Source organism: Streptomyces mayonensis (genome assembly GCF_018982965.1).
In the GTDB taxonomy this organism is placed as follows: Bacteria; Actinomycetota; Actinomycetes; order Streptomycetales; family Streptomycetaceae; genus Streptomyces; species Streptomyces mayonensis.
Window position 1 is genome coordinate 1 of the sequence record NZ_JACBYP010000002.1, and the last position, 15,609, is coordinate 15,609.

Consider the following 15,609-nt stretch of genomic DNA (forward strand, 5'->3'; position numbering starts at 1 on the left):
AGGGCGGTCTCGACCTCGGCGGGTTGCACCCGGTGCCCGCTGATCTTGAACTCGGTGTCGGCCCTGCCGAGGTAGCGCAGTTGGCCGTCCTCGCCGACGCGGACCAGGTCCCCGGTGCGGTAGGCCCGGGGTGCGTCGGGGAGGGCGGCGAGCCGGGCGAAGCGCGAACCGTCCGGCACGTCGGGGCGGTAACCCTCGGCGAGGGCGGGGCCCGACAGGTACAGCTCGCCGTCGACCACGGCCGCCCGGGTGCCGGCCAGGGGCCGCCCGACGGGGACGTCCCCGGGGGCGAGGCCGGGGTCGTGCAGGTCGGCGACGGTGGCGACCACGGTGGCCTCGGTCGGTCCGTAGGTGTTCAGCAGCGCGACGGAGGTGCCCACCGCCTCGCGCCAGCGCTCGACGCGTTCGGGCAGCGCCGCCTCACCGCCGATGACGACGGTCCGCACGCCCCCGGGCAGCGCCGCGATGCCGGTGGAGACGGCGTGGGCGACCTCGTGCCAGTAGGCCGTGGGCAGGTCCAGGACGCTGACCCGCAGCCGCGCGCAGTCGTCCAGGAAGCGCGGCACCGACTCCGTCATGTCGTCGGTCCGCAGCACCAGGGTCGCCCCGGCGCACAGGGTCAGGAAGATCTCCTCCACGCTGGTGTCGAAGTGCAGCGGGGCGAACTGCAGGACGCGGTCCTCGCGACGCAGCCCGTAGCGGTGCGTGGCCGCCGCGACGAAGTGGGCCAGCGCGCGGTGGGCGACCGCCACCCCCTTGGGCCGGCCGGTGGAGCCCGAGGTGTGCAGTACGTAGGCGAGATCGGCCGGTTCGGGCGTACCGGGCTCGGGCGTGGCGGGTTCGGGCCTGCCGGGCTCGGGCGTGGCGGGCTCGAGCCTGCCGGGCTCAGGCGTGGTGCCCGCGGGCCGGGGAGCCGGTCCGTGCGCGGTGGCGGCGGCGTCGGTCCCGGGGTCCGGCTCGTTCAGGTCCAGCAGGAGTACGCGGTGGCCCGCGAAGTCGGCCGCGCGGTCGCCGGTGGTCAGGACGAGCGCGGGAGCGGTGCCGGTCAGCAGGCGGCTCGTACGGTCCGGCGGCGCCTTCGGGTCGAGGGGGCAGTAGGCGGCGCCGGAGAGCAGCACACCGAGGACGGCCGTGACGGCGTCGGCGCTGCGGGGCACGGCCACCGCCACCACGTCGCCCCGGCCGACGCCGCGGGCGGACAGGCGCCGGGCCATGTCCAGGGCCGCGCCGTGGAGTTGGGCGTAGGTGAGACGGCTGCCTGCCTGCTCGACGGCGACGGTCCCTCCTCGGCGGGCCGCGTGGCCGGCGATCAGGCTCAGGACCGGCCGGGCGGGTGCGGGCAGTGGACCGCCGTCCAGGACGGGCACGGTGACGGACCGGCGCGCCGGTGCTCCGCCGAGCGGCCGGTCCGGGTCGGTGAGGGCCTCCTCCAGCAGCGTGAGCAGGCCCTCCTGGAACGCGGCGGTCCCGGCCTCCGTGTACAGGTCGGGGTTGGCGTCGACGGCGACGCGCAGGCCGGTGCCGTCGCCCCGGTCGTAGACGTTGACGGCCAGGTCGTCGACGGGGCCCGCGGACACGTTGTGCACGGTGCTGGGGCATCCGGCGAACCTCAGGTCGTACCGGAACGGCATGATGTTCACGCCGGGCCCGGACAGCCGTCGCTCTCCCCCGACCAGCTTCAGGTCGCGGCGCAGTTGCTCGTAGCGGTACCGCTGGTGCGGGAGGCCGGCGCGCAGTTCGCGCGCCACGCGGTGGGCGAGGCCGCGGAGGCTGTCGCCCGGTCCTGCCGGTATGCGCAGGGGCAGGATGTTGCGCACCATGGCGGGCACGCGCAGGGAGACGGAGCCGAGGCGGCCCGTCGACGGCAGGCTCAGGACGGTCTCCGATGCCCCGGTGAGCCGGTGGAGGTGGGCGCCGGTCACCGCGAGCAGTACGTCCGACCAGGTCACCGACAGGTCGTGGGAGACCTCGCGCAGGGTGTCGGCCCGCTCCTGGTCCAGGTCGGTCACCTGGCGGTGGGACGTGCGGGCGGGCAGCGCGGACCGGCCGGCCGGAGAGGGCACGTGGGGGCGGTCGCCGTACCGGTGGGTCCAGTAGGCCGCGTCTTCGGCGTGGCGGGCGGATGCCCGGTAGGTCCGCTCCTCGGCGAGGACGGCCTCCAGGGTGCCGAAGCCGCTGTCCGGCGGGCGTTCGCCGGCCGTGAGAGCGGTGTGGACCTGGGCGACGCGCCGTGCCACCAGGGACAGGCCGAAACCGTCGAGGGCTATGTGGTGGACGCGGTGGTACCAGAGGAACTCCTCGGGCCCGGTCCGCAGCAGGGCATGGCCGAAGAGCGGGCCGCGCGCGAGGTCGACGGGGCGGGCCATGTCCTGGTGCATCCAGGCCAGTGCGGCGGCGCGCGGGTCGGGTACGGCGGTCAGGTCGGCGATGTGGGTGTGCCAGTCGCCGGCCGGGGCGGTGAACTGCCGGGGCCGGCCCCTGTCGTCGGTGGCGAAGGTGACGTGGAGGGCTTCGGTCTCGGCGACGACGTGGTGGAGGGCCTGGTCGAAGGCGGCGGTGTCCACGGGGCCGGAGATGCGCACGTACTCGGCGGTGTTGTAGGCCGGGCTGTCGAGGTCGAGCTGCTGGCCGGCCCAGATGCCCTCCTGGGCCGCCAGCAGGGGGAGGCGTTCAGGCTTCCGCACGGCCGGCTCCTCGCCCGCGTTCGGACAGCAGCTGCCACCACTGTGCGAAGGAGGTGCGTTCCGCCAGGTCGAGGTAGGTCACGTCCGCGCCGGCTTCCCGCCACCGCTCCAGAAGGGTGACGATGCGCAGGGAGTCCAGCCCCGCGTCCAGCGGGCTCTCGCGCAGATCGACTTCGCCGGGTTCCCGGAACAGGCATTCCGCCAGGTCCGCGCGGAAGCCGGCCAGGGTGAGGGGGTCGGGCACGAAGGGCTCCTTCTCGGGTCGCCTGGGAGATGAACGGCGTTGCTGCACTGCTCAGTTGACGTTGCGCGCGGCGCCGCTCCAGAAGCGGTCGCGCAGCTCCCGGCGGAGGATCTTGCCGCTGGGGTTGCGCGGCACGGCGTCGATGAGTTCGTAGCGGGCGGGCAGTTTGAAGCTCGCCAGTTGCGGCACGAGGAAGGTGTGCAGGTCCCTGGCGGTGGGCGGTTGTCCGGGGGCCGGGACGACGAAGGCGTGCACGTACTCGCCCCAGCGTTCGTCGGGCGCCCCGACGACGACGGCCTCGGCGACCTGCGGGTGGCTCTCGAGGCTGTTCTCGATCTCCGCGGGGTAGACGTTCTCCCCGGCGACGAGGATGGCGTCCTTGATGCGGTCGCGGATGAAGACGTAGCCGTCCTCGTCGAGGTGGCCGGCGTCTCCGGTGTGGATCCAGCCGTCGACGAGGGTCTCGGCGGTCCGGTCGGGCAGTCCCCAGTACTCGACCATCCGGGCGGGCGTGTGCAGGCAGACCTCCCCCACCGCGCCCGGGGGCAGTTCACGTCCCCGGGCGTCGATCGTCCTGGCCCGCACGCCGGGGTAGGGGCGCCCGGCGGCCTGCATGAGGGGACTGCCGGGGACGTGGGCGGCCGGGGGGAGGCACACGGCCGTGTTGCCGGTCTCGGTCAGGCCGTAGATCTGGGCGAACTCGCAGCCGACGACGGCGAGGCTCTCCTCCAGCAGCGCTTCGGAGATCGGCGAGCCCCCGTACACGATCTTGCGCAGGGTGGTGAAGTCCTCGGCTCCGACGCCGGGTTCGGCGAGCATCATGCGGAGCATGGCGGGGACCACGCAGGCGGTGGTGATGCCGAGGTCGCGGATGAGGTGCACGGCCTGCCGGGCGGCGAAGGCCGGCATCGCCACCACGGTGGTGCCGGCGTTGAAGTTCTGGGTGGCCCACCACAGGCCGCCGACGTGGAAGCCGGGGATGCCGATCAGGGCGATGTCTCCGGCCCGCCAGTCGATCCAGTCGATTCCCGCGGCGGCCATCCGGTCGCGGATCGCGAAGAAGGTGCGGTGGGCGAGGACGACGCCTTTGGGGAGGCCGGTGGTTCCGCTGGTGTAGAGCTGGGCCACGGGGGTGTCCGGGGTCGCCTCGAACTCCGGCTCCGTGTCGTCGTACCGGTTGCTCCAGGCGGCTAGGGAGCCGAGGCGGACGACGGTCTCCGGGGGCTCGGTGGCCATGCCCTCGACGGTCGGCGAGAACGCGTCCTCCAGGAGGAGCAGCCGGGTGCCGGAGTCCTGGAGGATGTGGCCGGCCTCGGGTGCGGTGAGCCGCCAGTTGACCGGGACGAGCACGGTGCCGGTCTTGGCGCAGGCGAACAGTGCCTCGTAGTAGTGCTCGGACTCCCTGCCCAGGTAGGCCACCCGGTCGCCTTCGGCGAGTCCCGCGGCTGTCAGGGCGTGCGCGAGGCGGTTGCTGCGGTGGTGCAGTCCGGCGTACGTGAGGCTGCGGTCCTCGCAGATCACGGCGATCGCCCCGGGCTGCCGGCCGGCGTGGAAGCGGGCCGTGTGGACCAGGGTGCTCAGTTCGGGGTGGTGGAGTCTCGCGCCCCGGGTCTGCGGGGCTCCGGACATCTCCATGTGCGGTCTCCCAACGGCGGCTGCTTCAGGGGATGTTGACGAACGCGAGAGTCACCTCGCCGTCGCTCCGGCCGCCGTGGGCGTCCTGGTAGCGGAAGGCGGTCCGGGCGTGGAGGAAGGAGCCGGCGGCGCCGCCGGGATTGCGCCGCGCCACGGAGCGGAACTCCAACTCCCCGGTGAAGTCACGGGGGTCGACGGGCCGGCGGAAGTGCGAGGTGAAGCGGGCGATGAGGATGTCCGGGAGCTGGTGGCGCCAGAAGTCGTCGAGCGTCCAGTTCTCGAAGCCGGTCAGCAGCCCTTCCTGAACGGACTTGGCGACCAGGTAGTACATCATCTGGTTGTAGGCGATGTTGGCCTCGACGGAGTTGAGATGGCCGGTGTCGTCGATGTAGCAGGACTCCGGGATCGCGAAGGTGCAACGCGCGGCCGACAGCCCCGCCTGGGCCGTCACTTCGGCGGACCGCAGATACCTGCAGTGCGGCTTGTAGGGGGTCAGGACCCGGGCCAGCAGTTCCTCGTCGGTGCGGTACGGCCGCTGCCGCGGCGGGGCGTCGGCGCGGCCGGTGGCGGACGCGGTCACGTCGCCGGTGGGAGGGGCGGTCATGCGGTCGGTGGCAGGAGCGGTCATACGGTCGGGGGCGGTCATGCGGTCGGCATCCCGTCGTAGAGCTTGCGTTCGTCGTGGACGGTGACGCGGTGGGAGACGGTCGGTTCGGCAGTCGTGGTGTGGCGGGCGCGGTGGATGAGGCTGCGGTTGTCCCAGACCAGCAGGTCGCCCTTCTCGAAGCCCTGAAGGTGGATGCCCTCGTGCTCGAAGGTGTCGTCGAGCTGGCCGGTGGCGTCGAAGAGGCGCTTCAGCAGGTCCTCGTCCAGCGGTTGTCCGCCCGCGTCCTCGATGCCGACGGTGAAGCCCTCGCTGAGGTGGAGGACAGTCTCGCCGGTCATGGGGTGGGTGAAGGTGGTGGGCCGGACGACGGGCGGGGTCCTGGTCTCGATCTCCGCGATGATCTCGGAGATCGGGCGGTAGACGTCGTGCGGGCGGATCTTGAAGTACTTGCGCACGGAGTGCCGGCACCGCGTACCGGCGATCTCCTTCCTGAGTTCCTCGGGCAGCCGCTCGTGGGCCCGGCCCATGTCGATGAAGTACGTGCCGCGGTTCTTCTCCGGGACGACCTGGGGGTGGATCAGCGTGATGCCGAAGGGGTCGGGCATGAACTGGTAGTCGGCGTGCCAGAACTTGCCCGTCTTCGGCACGCCTATCTGCCTGCCGTTCTCCGGGACGTTGGAAGAGACGAAGACCTCCGGGACATCGGGGTGCCGGTACATCGGCTCGTAGTAGGTCTCGGGCCGGCCGAGGCGCCTGCCGAGGGCGAGGAAGGCCTGCGGGGTCAGGTCCTGGTCCTTCAGGACGGCGATCTTCTTCGTGTAGACGGTCCGCTTCAGCGCGTCGATGTCGCTGTCGGAGGCTCCGGTGTGGTCGAAGTCCTCGACGATCGCGCCGAGCGGGGCACCGGGCTGGTCCTTGATCTGCATGGCCGCTGGTCCTTTCCTGGGACGGGACGTGACGGGACGGGTTGGCGGAGTGGGAGGGAGAGGGAAACGGCGACGGGGACGGGGCCCGGGTCGGTCCGGCGGGCGTCACACGTTCGTGGGACGGCGGGACACGACGAGGTCGGCGATCGCGACGGGGGCGAGGCCGGGCTGGAGTTCGTCGCCGCCGCAGGTGACGCCGAGGTCGCGTTCGCCGGGCTCGTCCGGATCGCCGGCGCACCGGACGACCGCTCCCGCGTCCGTCCCCGAATGATCGCCTTGGCCTTCACGAGCGTCGTTCCCGAGCTATTTCACGGCGGTTGCCGCTAGGAATCATTGGCTCATGAGACGCCTGACCTCTGTGACGAGCACGGTGAGCGCCCGCCTCTCCGGAATGGTGGTCTCGGGATGCCAGAGGTCCACGAGAAGGCATGTCCGCGGACTGTGGCCCTCATTGCGCGCTTCATGTTCGAAGGAGTAGTCGAAGAGGAGGCATCTGCCCTCCACCCAGGTTCGCTTTTCACCCGCCACCGCGATACTGCATCCGTCCGGGATGTCGACCGCGAGATGCAGGTTGATGCTGAAGTTCCACAGGTCGCAGTGCGGGGAGATGACCGCACCCGGCAGGAGGGTCGAGAAGTGGCATTCCAGAAGAGGGCATATCTTCCCCGTCCTGACGGCGAATTCGTCGAGGACCCCGTAGGCCGTGGGCACGGTGGCCGCCGACTCCTCGACCAGCGCCCCGGCACGGTAGAGGTGGAGGGCCTGCCAGTCCTCCTGGCGCGTCAGGTAGTGCTCGTACTCCGAGAACGCCTCCCGGCGGCCGGCCCAGGCCGCCGTCACCTCCTCCTTGATCGCCGGATGTGCGGCTTCGAGGGCTTCCACGACGGGGGACAGCTCGGGATGACCGTGGGGATCGTGCCAAGGGGTCTCCGAGATTCCGGGAAGAATCCACTTGGCTCCCCGTTGAAGCGGATGGCGTGCGTTTCCCGCCCCGGACTGCAGCATCGTTTCCACACGTCTGAGGGATTCCGCGCCGTATTCGCTCCTGAGCGCCGCGAAGGCGTTCTCCGTCTCGGGTGTCATGCAGGCCCCTCCCGGCCGCTGCACGGCCCTGGCGGACTGCCGGGCCGGTGTCGCAACAGGAGTCGAGGGCGCGGGCGCGCTGGTTCCCAGGAACTTCCGTCAGTTTCTCGCCCGACTCCCACAGACAACCGCGGCAGACGACTGCCGCGAACGGCTGCGGCGAACGGCTGCGGCGAACGGCTGTGACAAACGGCTGTCGCGGTCGATTCCCCACCAACGCAGGGGCCCCGGCGGCACCGCCCCCTCCTGGGACAGTGCCGCCGGAACACGGGGTCGGGCGCCTCCCCCGAACGAGGGCGGCGCCGGCGTCAGGCCGCGAAGGCGCCTTCCGCCTCGGCCTCCCGGAGCAGCCGTTCGAGGATCGCCCGGCTGCGGGACACGCGGGAGCGGACCGTTCCGACGGGACAGCCGACGAAACCGGCCGCCTCCTCGTACGACAGTCCGACGATCTGCGTCAGCAGGAACGCCTCCCGGCGTTCGTCGGACAGAACCTCCAGGAGGTCGAGCAGGGCGAGGCCGTCCTCGAAGCCCGGCAGGCCGCACGGCTGGGCGCGTTCCACGGCGGCCTGCCAGTCGACGGCGTCCGCGATCCGCGGGCGGGCCGCGGCGCGGCGCAGGCTGTCCGCGACCGCTCGGCGGGCGATCGTCAGCAGCCAGGTGCGGGCCGATGCGCGGCCCTCGAAGCGGTGCAGGCTGCCGAACGCCCGCGTGAAGGTGTCCTGGGTCAGATCGTGGGCTGCCTGGGGGTCACCGCTGAGGTAGGTGACGTAGCGCAGTACGTCACCGTGCAGGGCGCGGACGAAGTGGTCGGCCGCGTCGGGGTCACCTCCGCGGGCGGCCAGCGCCCAGGCGGTCGCCGACGCGTCGGCGGCGGCACGGTCCACCCGCTGAGTGGGCAGGGCAGGGGTCATCACGTGATGTCCTTCTCGGGTATCTCCGGCGCCGGCCCCGAAGGGCGCGGCTCACCGGCACATGGGGTGCGTTCCGTACCCGGGGTACGGCGATGCCCGGAGCCCGGTGCGACGGTCCGTCCGCGTCGGCGCTCGGGTGCGCCGGGACGCGGCGGGTGCCGTGGGAACCCGCGCGTGGTGGTCCACGGGCAGGGACGTCAGGAGTGAAAAGCGGGCTCCGGTGGTTCCGGCTGTCTCAGACGACAGCGGTCCCCGGTGGCGGTCCCCGGAAGGTGAGGCAGGAGCGCAGGAGAAGGCGCACCGGACCGGGCCGGGCCGTGAACCGGCGCCTGCGCACGGTCGGGCGCGACACCGGCGCCGGCAGTGCCAGCAGCTGCCGCAACGGGGCGGCGCGCCGGCGCGCCGCCGCCCGCAGGACACGGAAGACGGCCCGCTCTCCGTAGGCCAGCCACAGGCCGCACACGACCGCGGCCAGGAGGTGCGCGGCGAACATGCCGACGGATGCCGCTCCGCTCATGGCGGACATGTCGTGCACGGGAAGGTGGCCCGTGGTGTGGGCCGCGTGCGCGGCGGCCCCCATGCCGGTCCCGGCCATGGAGTCGGCACCCATGGACGCCGTCGCATGCATGTGCGCGTGCGCGCTGATGCCGTCGGCTCCGTGGGCAGGTGACATGGGGGACGGCCCGGACACCGGGGCGGGCGTGAGGCGCTGCGCCAGGGAGAAGGTCTCGTGGAGCACCGCCTGGGCGGCGGTCACGACCGCCACGATCAGGACGCGGCCGCGCTCCCGGCCGGCCAGCAGCCAGCCCGCCGTGCCGGTCCCGGTCAGTCCTGCGGCCATGGCCCACCAGGGGACCGGTGTACCGGACATGGTCACGTGACCGAGGGCGGCGAGCAGCACGCAGGCCACGGCGAACACGCCGGCCCGTGCCGCACGGCACCACCCTCGGACAGTCATGGTCCGCCCATCCTCGCACCCGGAACTCGCTCGTCGTCATGGGGTACGCATGCGCCCCCACCCTCCACCTCAGGCACGCACAAGTGAGTTGGATCACATTGACCGGGTGGGTCGCATCCGGCCGCCCACCCGGTCAATGCGACCCGGTGGGCCGCACAGGTCCTCGATCCGCCTACGGCAACGTCACCGAGCCCGGCTGCACCACGGCGGCCGTGGTCTCGATGCGGCCGCTGCGCCGGAACTCCAGGGTGAACGGCACGAGGTCACCGGGGCTCCACTCCCCCGGCGGGACGGGCACCGTCAGATCGACACCGCCCGGCGACATCTCGAGACGGGTGCCCGCGGCGACGGACACGGAGTCCGTGAGGGACCGGTAGGCCGCGTTCCCCGGCGTCATGCGGTGCCGGGACAGCGTCACGGCACCCGGCACACCGCGTGCCGTGACCCGGACGAGGGTGTCGGGCGAGCCGCCCTCGTTGGTGATGCGGAAGAACGCCGCCGTCTCCGGAACCCCGTCCGACGGCATCAGGACCTTGCCGACGTCGACCCGGATCTCCGCGGGGCTTCCGGCCCGGCCGGCGCCGACCCAGGTGGTCAGACCCGCCAGTGCCACGCTGCACGCGGCGAAGGGCACCAGGACGGCCGGCGCCAGGTCCTTCAGCCGCCGCCGGTCGAGAGCGGGCAGGGAGGACAGCGGGTTGGTGAACCGCCTCATCGGCCACTCCCCTCTCCGCCGCCGGCACGTTGCCCCTGTCCCCGTCCCCGGCCCGGCCCCGGCCCCGTCCCCGTCCTCGGGCGGCGGACGGCTGCCAGCTCCTCAGCCGCAGGCTGTTGGCCACCACCAGCACGGAGCTCGCCGACATCGCCGCCGCGGCGACCATGGGATCGAGCAGGCCCACCATGGCGAGCGGCACGGTGACGGCGTTGTACCCGAACGCCCATGCCAGGTTGGCCCGGATCGTGCCCAGCGTGCGCCGGGCCAGCCGGACCGCGTCGACGAGTGCCTCGATGTCTCCGCGTGCCAGGGTCAGGTCGGCCGCACCGATCGCCACGTCGGTACCGCTGCCCATCGCGATGCCCAGGTCGGCGGCGGCGAGCGCGGCGGCGTCGTTCACGCCGTCGCCGACCACCGCGACCCGTGCCCCCTCCTCCCGGAACCCCCGTACGAGATCGGCCTTGGCCTCGGGAGTGCAGCGGGCGTGCACCTCCTCGATGCCGAGTGCCCGGGCGACGGCTTCGGCGGGTGCCCTGCGGTCGCCGGTGGCCAGCACCGGGCGGACACCGAGCCGGCGCAGCCGGTCCACGGCACGGTAGCTCCCGGGCCGCACGAGGTCGCCGACGGCGATCAGCGCCTTGGCCCGGCCGTCGATCCGCACCAGGACCGGCGTGTGTGCCGTTTCCTCCGCCGCCGCGAGTGCCTTGGCCAGGGCGCGCGGCACCTTGCCGTCCGGTGCGCCCACGTCGACCGCGTGTCCGTCGACCCGCCCGCCGACGCCGTGGCCGGGGACCGAGCCGAAGTCCGTGACGTCCGGCAGCGGTTCGCCGGGTGCCGCGCGGCGCGCGTACGCGGTGATCGCCCGGCCGACGGGATGCTCGGAGCCCTGCTCGACCGCCCCGGCCAGCCGCAGCACCTCGTCCTGGCCGAGTCCGCCCGGCAGCGTGGTGACCTTGCCCACCGTCATACGGCCGGTGGTCAGCGTGCCGGTCTTGTCCAGGACGACCGTGTCCACGTGCTGGAGGGCCTCAAGCGTCTGCGGCCCGCGCACCAGTACGCCCAGTTGGGCACCGCGTCCGGTGGCGGCCATCAGCGCGGTCGGGGTCGCCAGGCCCAGCGCGCAGGGGCAGGCCACCACCAGGACGGCGACGCAGGCGGTGAGCGCGGCCTGCGGGTCGGCACCGGCGCCGAGCCAGAACCCGAGCACGGTCACCGCGACGGCGAGCACGGCGGGGACGAAGACTCCGGCGACCGCGTCGGCCAGCCGCTGGGCCCGCGCCTTGCCGGCCTGCGCGTCCGTCACGAGGCGGGTGATCCGGGCCAGCCGGGTGTCCGCGCCGACCGCCGTGGCCTCGACCAGCACCATCCCGCCGGAGTTGACCGCACCGCCGATCACGGCGGAGCCGGGACCGACCTCGACCGGTTCGCTCTCGCCGGTGACCAGGGACAGGTCGACGGCGGAACTGCCCTGCGTCACCCGCCCGTCGGTGGCGATCCGTTCGCCGGGACGCACCACGAAGACCTGCCCCGGCCGCAACTGTTCGATGGGGACCGACCGTTCGCCCCGCCCGTCCTTCACGGACACCTTCCTGGCCGCCAGTTCGGCCAGCGACTGCAGCGCCGCCCCGGTCCCTGCCCGGGCCCGCGCCTCCAGGTACCGCCCGGTCAGCACGAACAGCGGGACGCTCACGGCGGCTTCGAGGTACAGGTGGGCCATGCCTTCCGACGCGGAGGGCACCAGGCTGAAGGCCATGCGCATGCCGGGCTCGCCGGCTCCGCCGAGGAACAGCGCGTACACGGACCAGGAGAACGAGGCCACCACCCCGAGGGAGACCAGCGTGTCCATGGTGGCCGTGGAGTGCCGCAGTCCGCGCAGTGCCCGGAGGTGGAAGGGCCAGGCGCTCCATGCCGCGACCGGGGCTGCCAGCACGAAGCACAGCCACTGCCAGTTGCGGAACTGCAGGGCGGGCACCATCGACAGGACGAGGACCGGCACGGCCAGCAGCGCGGTGACCGCGAGCCGCTCCCGCGCACCGCGGTCCCCGGCCACGGAGCCGTCCGCGTCGTCGGCCCTCTCGCCCGTCTCCTCCCCGTCCTCCTCGCGGGCGGGCAGAGCCGCCTCGTAACCGGCCTGCTCGACCGCCGCCACCAGATCCTCGGGCGGAACGTCGGCGGGATGGCTCACGCGGGCGAGCCCGGTGGCCAGGTTGACCGTGGCCGTGACGCCCTCCACCCTCGCGAGCCTCTTCTCGACCCGGCGCACACAGGCCGCGCAGGTCATCCCGCCCACGGCGATGTCCGTGACCAGGAGACCCGCCACCGGTCCGCCCGCCATCACCCACCACTCCCGTGGTGCATCCCCGGCATGTCCTCCCCGTCTCCGGGCGTGTCGCCGCTGCCCCCGGTCGTTCCGGTGCCGTGCGTGGCGGGCGCCACGGGTCCGGACGCCGAGCCGACGGCGTAGGAGACCGAGAACAGCACCGCGAGCAGGAGCAGGAACGCGCAGAGCGCGGGAGGGGGCAGCAGTCTCGGGACCGTCACACCGGCGGAGCGGGGTGACAGTGGTACATCGGCCATGCCGGACCTTCCTGGTCACGTCGGTTTCGTCTTTGCTGGAGGTCGCGGCTCGAGCCGTGCCGCACCAGGAGTCGAGTCGACGGGGCAGGGAGTTCCAGCGGTCGGTCGTGCGGTGCGTCACAGCACGGACGCGGTCGGTCCGCCCGGCTCGACGCCGTCGTCCGTACGGTCAGGAGGCCGTGCGCCGCCGCGGCGGCGTGAAGGCGTACAGGTCGAGGATGTCCGGCCGGGGTGCGACGCCCGGGCCGCCGGCACGTGCCCAGGCGGCGATGTCCTCGGTCGCCTCCGGGTCGTTGACCAGCCCCAGCCAGACGGGCCGGGCGCCGGCGGCCCGGCCCTCCGCCGAGGGCTGTACGACGACGACGTTGGCCTGGTCGCAGACGTCGAGGCACTCGGAGACGCGTACCGGCACCGCGGCGCGCAGCCGCTCGGTCTGCGCCGCGTGGTCGACGCCGGTCACCTTGGGGCTGCCGCAGCAGCAGTCGCGGCACACGACGACGCGGCACGGCACGGGTTCGCCGGCGGCCGCGCGGGCCTTCGCGTCGTCGGTCGTTCGTCCGGTCGGCGTTGCGGGCATGCGGTGCCGTCCCTCTCTCCGGGGAGATCCGCCCCGGGGGTCGTCGAGGAGGCGACCGCGTGAGTCTCCTGGCTCTCGGGTCGTTGTGCGTCCCGGCCTTCCCACCCGCTGCCGGGCAGTGGCCAGTCGGGACGCGCTCACCGATCACAGTGGCGGGACCGCGCCGGATTCACACCGGCTTCCTCGTTCCGCCGTCGCCTTTGTCGTCGGCCATCATCCCATCCCGGGGCGCCGCTCACCCCGTCCCGGGGAGCCGCTCATCCCGTCCCGGGGAGCCGCTCCGCCCGCACGTCGCCGCCCGTCGGTCCGCCCGCGTTCCCGCGGGGGCGCCGGTCAGGCGCCGTTGAGCCAGGCGGTCCAGGCCTCGGTGGCCGGTCCGTCCTCCGCGTCCTCGGCGAACAGGTGGTGGCCCAGCCAGATCGGCCAGTTCCAGGTACTGCCGTTGAAGAAGCGGTACAGCGCGTCCGGGCCGCGCAGGCCGACGAAGTCGGGGTCCAGCCAGTCCACGACCACCTCCGTCGGGCCGCCCTCCGGGCCGGGGAGGTGCAGGGAGAGCCGGTCGCCCACGCACGACGCGTCGTGGAGGCCCAGGCGTCGGCGCAGTGCGGTGAAGTCGGCGGGGTCGGCGGTGCGTTCGGCGCGGGACGCCTTGACGTAGACGGCGGGGCGCCCGGCGAAGTGGCTGAGGTACTCGGCCAGCGAGTGCTGGTAGAAGTCGACGTGCTTCTCGGCCGCGTCCGTCTTGGTGTCCCACTCCCAGCTGTCGTCGACGACACCCGTGTGCACCCAGTGGATCCCCATCCGCAGGCGGCTCGTGCCGCCGTCGGCCGGTTCGACACGGTAGGTGAGGGTGTTGGAGAACTCGTCGTCCTGCGCCGCCCGGACCGCGAAGTGGCTCGGCGGCTCCCACGCCACGACGGTGCTGTCGCCGCGGGTCACCTTTCCGCCGACACGCGGCTCGACCTCCATGGGGTAGAGCCAGCCGAGGTTGCCGGTCGCGGTGGCGACCGCGTCCCAGACCCGTTCGGGCGGGGCGGGCAGGTCCTGTTCCCTGCGGACCTCGAACTCTCGCGCCATGGTCGCTTTCTCCTTCGTCGTCATGCGGTCACTCGGTCGTGCAGTCGTTCGGTCGGGCAGTCGTTCGTCGTACAGCCGTGCAGTCGTGCAGCCGTGCATGGGGGGTAGTAGTCGTGCATGGGGTGGTAGTCGTTCACGGGTCAGTAGGTGACGGGCAGCGCTGTGAGGCGGCGCTGCAGCGGGTTGGGCCGCCAGTCGAGGGCCGCTTCGTCGGTCAGGCGCAGGTGCGGCAGCCGGCGGGCCAGTGTGCCGACGGCGATCTCCGCCTGGAGCTTGGCCAGGGGGCCGCCGAGGCAGAAGTGCGGGCCGTTGCCGAAGCTGAGGTGCCGGTTGCCAGGGCGGGTCAGGTCGAGTGCGTCGGGGTGCTGGAAGCGTTCGGGGTCCCGGTTGGTGGCGGCGAGGAAGAGGTAGACCAACTCGCCCTCGCGCAGGGTCCGGCCGCCGATCGTGACGTCCTCGGCGACGACCCGGACGATCGCCTGGGTCGGTGTGTCGTAGCGGGCGAGCTCCTCGACGGCGGGGCGGGCCAGCGCCGGGTCGGCCCGCAGCCGGGCCAGTTGGGCGGGATGGCGCAGCAGGGCGAGCATGCCGTTGCCGACCAGGTGGGTGGTGGTTTCGTCGCCCGCGGTGATCAGGACGAAGCAGGTGGACAGCAGTTCGGAGTCGGTGAGCCGGTCGTCCTTGGCCTGGGTGGCGACCAGGGCGCTGATGAGGTCGTCGCCGGGGTCGGTACGGCGGCGGCGGACCAGCCGGGCGAGGTACTCCTCGTACTGCTCGATCGCGGCCTCGGACGCGTCGATGTCCTCGCTCAGCCGGCCGAAGCGGGCGAACCAGGACGTGACCTGCGAGAGGTCCTCGTCCGGGATGCCGAAGAGCTCGCAGACGACGGACATCGGCAGCGGGGAGGCGACCGCCTCGATCAGGTCCGCGGTGGGCCCGGAAGCGACCGCCTCGTCGATGAGCCCGTCGACGATCCGCTGGACCCGGTCGCGCAGGGCCTCGACGCGCCGGGCGGTGAAGGCCCGGTTGGCCAGCTTGCGCAGCCGGGCATGGTCGGGCGGGTCGGTGTTGCTCATCACCCGGCCGAGCCGGTCGGTGAGGCGGCTGAGGGCCTTCAGGTCGCCGCCGAGCGCGGTGTAGGCACGGGTCATCCTGTCCCGGTCGTTGGAGAGCCGCAGGTCGCCCAGTGCCGCCTCGACGTCGGCGTACCGGGTGAGGTACCAGATGCCCTGGGCGCTGCGGTGGACCGGGTCCTCGCGCCGCATGCGGGCGTAGACGGGGTACGGGTCGCGGCGGGCCTCGTCCGTGAGCAGGGCCGCGGCGAGGTCGTCGGACCGGGCGGGGCCCGCGCCGGCGCGGGCCCCGTCGGTGGTGTCGGTCGGGATCACTGCGGCCCGCGCTACCGCTGGGCGTTCATGGCGTCGGCGAGGCTCTTGGGCCGCATGTCGGTCCAGGACCGCTCGACGTACTCCAGGCACGCGGCGTGGCCGTCGGGGCCGTGGGCGACGGTCCAGCCGGCGGGTACGTCGGCGAACTGCGGCCACAGCGAGTGCTGGTTCTCCTCGTTGACGAGTACGAGGAAGGTGCCGTCCTGGTCCTCGAACGGGTTGGTCAT

Annotated in this window: 14 protein-coding genes, 1 pseudogene and 1 riboswitch; all 15 genes and pseudogenes read right to left on the bottom strand. The window is 73.0% G+C overall.

Features of this window, described 5'->3' with window-relative positions; translation table 11 throughout:
• The coding region (locus tag HZS56_RS00950; protein WP_216718693.1) for an amino acid adenylation domain-containing protein at positions 1-2,684 on the bottom strand (2,684 nt) is incomplete at its 3' end.
• Positions 2,671-2,928 (bottom strand): phosphopantetheine attachment domain protein, encoded by a 258-nt coding sequence (locus HZS56_RS00955; protein WP_216718694.1) that lies wholly within the window; start codon positions 2,926-2,928, stop codon positions 2,671-2,673. The genes HZS56_RS00950 and HZS56_RS00955, both read right to left, overlap by 14 nt.
• Before the next feature lie 51 nt (positions 2,929-2,979).
• Positions 2,980-4,563, bottom strand: a complete 1,584-nt coding sequence (gene scoC, locus HZS56_RS00960; protein ID WP_374201046.1) for a fatty acid-ACP ligase ScoC — start codon at positions 4,561-4,563, stop codon at positions 2,980-2,982.
• Between the two features lie 25 nt (positions 4,564-4,588).
• Positions 4,589-5,209 carry a (2E)-enoyl-ACP glycyltransferase gene (gene scoD / locus HZS56_RS00965; protein ID WP_253913531.1) on the bottom strand — a complete coding sequence of 207 codons (621 nt, stop codon included), beginning with the start codon at positions 5,207-5,209 and terminating at the stop codon, positions 4,589-4,591.
• Positions 5,206-6,096 (bottom strand): (3R)-3-[(carboxymethyl)amino]fatty acid oxygenase/decarboxylase, encoded by an 891-nt coding sequence (gene scoE / locus HZS56_RS00970; RefSeq protein WP_216718695.1) that lies wholly within the window; start codon positions 6,094-6,096, stop codon positions 5,206-5,208. The genes scoD and scoE overlap by 4 nt, the downstream gene beginning before the upstream one ends.
• Before the next feature lie 330 nt (positions 6,097-6,426).
• A complete protein-coding gene (locus HZS56_RS00975) occupies positions 6,427-7,179 on the bottom strand; it encodes an aspartyl/asparaginyl beta-hydroxylase domain-containing protein (RefSeq protein ID WP_216718696.1) in 753 nt (250 codons plus the stop codon).
• A gap of 308 nt (positions 7,180-7,487) precedes the next feature.
• Positions 7,488-8,090, bottom strand: a complete 603-nt coding sequence (locus tag HZS56_RS00980; protein WP_216718697.1) for a sigma-70 family RNA polymerase sigma factor — start codon at positions 8,088-8,090, stop codon at positions 7,488-7,490.
• A gap of 235 nt (positions 8,091-8,325) precedes the next feature.
• Positions 8,326-9,048 carry a hypothetical protein gene (locus HZS56_RS00985; RefSeq protein ID WP_216718698.1) on the bottom strand — a complete coding sequence of 241 codons (723 nt, stop codon included), beginning with the start codon at positions 9,046-9,048 and terminating at the stop codon, positions 8,326-8,328.
• A 172-nt stretch (positions 9,049-9,220) separates the two neighbouring features.
• Positions 9,221-9,763 (bottom strand): copper chaperone PCu(A)C, encoded by a 543-nt coding sequence (locus HZS56_RS00990; RefSeq protein WP_216718772.1) that lies wholly within the window; start codon positions 9,761-9,763, stop codon positions 9,221-9,223.
• A 64-nt stretch (positions 9,764-9,827) separates the two neighbouring features.
• A pseudogene (locus HZS56_RS00995) lies at positions 9,828-12,098 on the bottom strand (heavy metal translocating P-type ATPase); the annotation flags it as partial.
• Positions 12,098-12,340 (bottom strand): hypothetical protein, encoded by a 243-nt coding sequence (locus tag HZS56_RS01000; RefSeq protein ID WP_216718699.1) that lies wholly within the window; start codon positions 12,338-12,340, stop codon positions 12,098-12,100. The gene HZS56_RS01000 and the pseudogene HZS56_RS00995, both read right to left, overlap by 1 nt.
• Positions 12,341-12,509: 169 nt before the next feature.
• Positions 12,510-12,917, bottom strand: a complete 408-nt coding sequence (locus HZS56_RS01005) for a (2Fe-2S) ferredoxin domain-containing protein (protein ID WP_216718700.1) — start codon at positions 12,915-12,917, stop codon at positions 12,510-12,512.
• Positions 12,918-12,962: 45 nt separating this feature from the next.
• A riboswitch (cobalamin riboswitch) is annotated at positions 12,963-13,141 on the bottom strand.
• Between the two features lie 109 nt (positions 13,142-13,250).
• Positions 13,251-13,994, bottom strand: a complete 744-nt coding sequence (locus tag HZS56_RS01010; RefSeq protein ID WP_216718701.1) for an SRPBCC family protein — start codon at positions 13,992-13,994, stop codon at positions 13,251-13,253.
• 140 nt (positions 13,995-14,134) lie between these two features.
• The gene (locus tag HZS56_RS01015; RefSeq protein ID WP_216718702.1) at positions 14,135-15,382 is read right to left on the bottom strand and encodes a cytochrome P450; all 1,248 of its coding nucleotides are present in this window, start codon (positions 15,380-15,382) and stop codon (positions 14,135-14,137) included.
• Between the two features lie 11 nt (positions 15,383-15,393).
• A complete protein-coding gene (locus HZS56_RS01020) occupies positions 15,394-15,609 on the bottom strand; it encodes an MbtH family protein (RefSeq protein ID WP_216718703.1) in 216 nt (71 codons plus the stop codon).